7 protein-coding genes are annotated in these 4,026 nt (G+C 53.2%); all 7 read left to right on the forward strand.

Going from position 1 to position 4,026, the window contains the following annotated elements:
* On the forward strand, positions 1-446 hold a 446-nt coding region (locus PHI12_13845), incomplete at its 5' end, for an HK97 family phage prohead protease (GenBank protein ID MDD5511876.1).
* Positions 436-1,707, forward strand: a complete 1,272-nt coding sequence (locus PHI12_13850) for a phage major capsid protein (protein MDD5511877.1) — start codon at positions 436-438, stop codon at positions 1,705-1,707. The genes PHI12_13845 and PHI12_13850, both read left to right, overlap by 11 nt.
* Positions 1,708-1,733: 26 nt before the next feature.
* Positions 1,734-2,174, forward strand: a complete 441-nt coding sequence (locus PHI12_13855; GenBank protein ID MDD5511878.1) for a hypothetical protein — start codon at positions 1,734-1,736, stop codon at positions 2,172-2,174.
* Between the two features lie 86 nt (positions 2,175-2,260).
* A complete protein-coding gene (locus tag PHI12_13860; GenBank protein MDD5511879.1) occupies positions 2,261-2,788 on the forward strand; it encodes a hypothetical protein in 528 nt (175 codons plus the stop codon).
* Positions 2,789-2,857: 69 nt separating this feature from the next.
* Complete coding sequence (locus tag PHI12_13865) at positions 2,858-3,403, forward strand: hypothetical protein (protein ID MDD5511880.1); 546 nt, start codon at positions 2,858-2,860, stop codon at positions 3,401-3,403.
* A 14-nt stretch (positions 3,404-3,417) separates the two neighbouring features.
* Positions 3,418-3,618: a hypothetical protein gene (locus PHI12_13870; GenBank protein MDD5511881.1), complete on the forward strand. Its 201-nt coding sequence runs from the start codon at positions 3,418-3,420 to the stop codon at positions 3,616-3,618.
* Positions 3,619-3,632: 14 nt separating this feature from the next.
* Positions 3,633-4,026: hypothetical protein (locus PHI12_13875; protein ID MDD5511882.1), on the forward strand; the 394-nt coding region annotated here is incomplete at its 3' end.

Below are 4,026 nucleotides of genomic sequence, written 5' to 3' on the forward strand. Positions count from 1 at the left end.
TAAACGACGATATCAGGGCATTATGGAATCATAACTCTGATTATGTCCTCGGGCGCAACAAAAGCGGTACATTAACACTCTCTGAGGATCAGAGGGGGTTAAAAATAGACATTACGCCGCCCGATGCACAGTGGGCTCGTGACTATGTGGCAAGTATTGAGCGAGGAGATATTAACCAGATGTCATTCGGTTTTGAGACGCTTGCTGACAGATGGGAGATGATAGACGGAAACGAAGTCAGAACGCTCATGAAAGTAAGGCTTTTTGATGTTTCGCCTGTCACTTTCCCCGCATATCCAGACACGGAAGTGGCATTGAGAAGGCTCGAAAAGCATAAAGAGGCTGAAAAAAGCGCGGATAGTGCTCCTGTCGGCCTGAATATACGCCGGAAACGGCTAAAAATCGTAGAAAGACAAATTGAGGAGGAAATGAAGCATGAAAGATAAATTGAGGGAATTACTTGCAGAGCGGGCGAAGATTGTGGCCGATCAGAGAGCAATGCTTGATGTCGCGGACAAAGAGAAGCGTGATCTGACGGCTGATGAAGAAACCAACTATCAAAATATGGATGATGCACTTGAAAAGCTGACCAGAAGCATAGACCGAGAGAAGAAAATTGAGGAGCGGGAGAGAGAGATTAAGAGTTCTGTAGACGTTTTTAAGCCAACCCCGGAACCCGACGCTAAAAACGAGGTAAGAACCCTCGAATATCGCGGCAAAAAGATCACGCTTTCGGCAAATTCCGACCTTCAGAACAGGGCGTGGAACACGTTCTTGCAGCGCGGCCGGGATGCTATAGGGCCTGAAGAGCTCCGTGCGTTGCAGGCAGACGCTGACATTTACGGCGGATTCCTTGTTGCACCTCCGCAGTTCGTGCTCCAGTTGATCAAAGCCATGGATGACGAAGTCTTCATCCGCAACATGGCCACGGTCTACCCGGTCACGAAGGCGGAATCACTTGGCGCTCCGTCGCTCGATAACGACCCTGCCGATCCGACGTGGACGGCTGAAATCGCGACAGGGAGCGAAGACAGCACCATGTCCTTCGGAAAAAGAGAGCTTACCCCGCACCCGCTGGCAAAGCTGATTAAAGTATCCGAAAAGCTGCTCAGAGTGTCCGCTATGGACATTGAAGGGCTCGTTATTTCCCGCCTCGCGTACAAATTCGGCGTGACGGCGGAGAATGCTTACCTGAACGGCTCCGGCTCCAACCAGCCGATGGGCGTATTCACGGCGGCCACCGCAGGCTTTGGGATAAGCACTGCCCGCGATGTTTCCACCGGCAACACCGCAACAGCGTTCACAACGGACGGCCTTCTTGAGGCTTTGTACAGCCTTAAAGCACAGTATCATCCGCGGGCTCAGTGGATATTCCACCGTGACGCAGTGAAGAAGCTCCGCAAACTGAAAGATGGCGAAGGACAGTATATCTGGCAGCCTGACATTAAGGGCGGACAGCCTGACATGATCCTCGGTCGGCCCTATAAAATGTCCGAGTATGCACCAAGCACCTTCACAGCAGGTAAATATGTCGGCATTATCGGTGATTTTTCTTATTACTGGATTGCCGATGCGCTGAATATGCGTGTTCAGAGGCTGAACGAACTGTACGCGGCAACCAATCAGGTGGGTTTTATTGGGCGGCTCGAAAGTGATGGTATGCCGGTGCTGGAAGAGGCCTTCGCCCGCGTGACATTGAGCGCCTAACAAATAAAAATAAAGGAGATAAGACAATGAATCTTTTGAAAAATGTAAAAATAGATCAGATACTGGGGTATTTTGCCGCAGGGACGACTGCAAAAACTTCTAGCATCATCGACATGCAGGGATATGAAGGCGTCCTCTTCATTGCTGAATTTGGCACGATCATTGAGGGCGGGACAATCAATGTCCAGGTCCTTCAGGATACCGACAGCGGAGGCGGTACAATGGCCGCTGTTGCCGGTACGGCGGCACATACAGTAACTGCCGCAGACGCCGCGCGTACGCAATCGGCAATTGCTGTCGATGTGTACAAACCGCTTAAGCGATATCTTGAGGTTACGGTAACGCCTGCCGTTCAGAATGCAGTAATCTGTGGAGTTACCGCTATCCGTTATAAGGGTAAGATGGGACCGGACGCAAATGCAGATCTGCTTAAAGCGACGCACCTTGTCAGCCCCAGCGAAGCGTAACCACTAACCCGGTCATTAAGTTGATACTCCCGGCGGTCTTATCCGGGGCCGCCGGGGGGAAACCACCGGATACGGAGGAATGAAACATGGGTTATCAAACGAAAGTGTACAGAAAGCAGGGCGGCGAAGAGCTGGTTGTTGCTGATGGCGGGAAAATCACCATTGAATCCGGGGGAGCATTGATACTTGACGGCTCTCCCGTTACCGCCGATCAGCTCACCACGGGCATTGCCCTTGTCGGAACGATGGTAGCAGGTGTGGCAACAGCAGATCATGCCGACGATACCAGCGAGACAAAAATAGAAGTCCTGGCGGCCAACGGGACCGGCGACGGTGACCGGGCGATTATGCTGATCGTCAAGATCACTGAGACATTCGCCGCTACAACGAATCTGCCCACCTTCGCCATTACCGACGGCGATACCGTGACCTACGCCACTATAGGGCACGGCGGGAGTCCTGCTTCCCCGGCAGAAAATGAGATTTACACCTTCGCCGGAGAGCTGGGCGAAGAGAAGGCTCTTGTCATTGGCGTAACGGACGGCACGGGTGGGTCTGAAGCAGGGGCAATCGAGGTCTATGCTATTGCGTTACCTGCTGATACGGGGGCGTAATGTTCACAGGGGGCGGCCTACCTCTCCGGGTCGCCCCGCCCCTCCAAAAAGTGAAAGGAGGCACAGGAGATGGCGGTAACAAGAATAGGAAGTCTGGAGAATCGTTTCATCGGTCTTTCGACCGATACCAAGCCGACGGCAAACACGCAGAACGGCGGTACATTCTACGAATGGAATACCGGCTTCATGTGGCTCTACAACGGCTATGCGTGGGTGCCGAAATCCTTCATGCCGGGTACGACGGTCAACTATAAACAGATATCCCTCAATCAGGCAGCGGCGGCTTACGATGTTATGACGGCCACGGCGCAGAATCTCTTCATTGACGCTGTGATAGTGCATGTGCCTGACAATCTTTCAGCGGTGGATACCTTCACCGGCATTTCGGTTGCGACGGATGACGACGCGCCGATTGAGATACTTTCCTCAACTGCGGGCGCAAAAGCCAAATTGACAGGGAATTTTTTCCACGTCTATCGCGGCCCAGTGGTGACGGCATCGACGAAGAAAATCCAGCTTACCATCGGCGGCGGCTCGGCTGGTGAGGGAATGGTTGCCGATGTGACGGTACTCTGGAGGCCGCTTGTGGCCGGCGGGTACTATCTGAACGCATAAGGGGGTCTGCGGATATGACGACCGGAACTGGATTTATCGTGACCAGAGAGACATGGGGAAAAACGCCGCAGGAACAGCGCGACTGGATTGTTTTTGAGACCTTGCAATCGATCGACTGCCGTATGCGTGCACTGGAAAAATGGAACAAATGGCTTTCCTTCGCCGGTGGGATCATCGGCGGAATGGTGGCAGTGCTCGGGATGCAGCTGCTGTGAGGGGGATGGATGACATGAGAATCACGACGAAAACAGCTCCGAACATTGAGCCGGTGACAAAGGCGGAAGTAAAAATGCACCTGCGTCTTGCCACCACTGACGCAGAGGCGGCGGCATATACCACCGAAGATGACCTGCTTGATCGGCTCATCACGACCGCCCGGATCATGACCGAGCAACAGACAGGCCGGAAGCTCATTACACAGACGCTGGAATACTATCTGGATGAATGGCCGGACGGTGATGAGATTGTGCTCCCGTATCCACCTCTGCAATCGGCAACGGTGACCTACCGGCTTGAGGATGACACGGGATATGACAACACCCTATCGACAGTGGATGTTGATATTGTGAGCGAACCGGGGCGGATTGTGTTGCAGCCGAATGAATCATGGCCATCGGGAACGC

The sequence above is a fragment of the Dehalococcoidales bacterium genome (genome assembly GCA_028716225.1).
Classification (GTDB): Bacteria; Chloroflexota; Dehalococcoidia; order Dehalococcoidales; family UBA5760; genus UBA5760.

Excerpts from the sequence above, each read along its gene's own strand:
- PHI12_13860 (MDD5511879.1), top strand. The coding sequence starts at position 2,261 with ATGGGTTATCAAACGAAAGTGTACAGAAAGCAGGGCGGCGAAGAGCTG.
- PHI12_13850 (MDD5511877.1), top strand. The coding sequence starts at position 436 with ATGAAAGATAAATTGAGGGAATTACTTGCAGAGCGGGCGAAGATTGTG.
- PHI12_13855 (MDD5511878.1), top strand. The coding sequence starts at position 1,734 with ATGAATCTTTTGAAAAATGTAAAAATAGATCAGATACTGGGGTATTTT.
- PHI12_13870 (MDD5511881.1), top strand. The coding sequence starts at position 3,418 with ATGACGACCGGAACTGGATTTATCGTGACCAGAGAGACATGGGGAAAA.
- PHI12_13865 (MDD5511880.1), top strand. The coding sequence starts at position 2,858 with ATGGCGGTAACAAGAATAGGAAGTCTGGAGAATCGTTTCATCGGTCTT.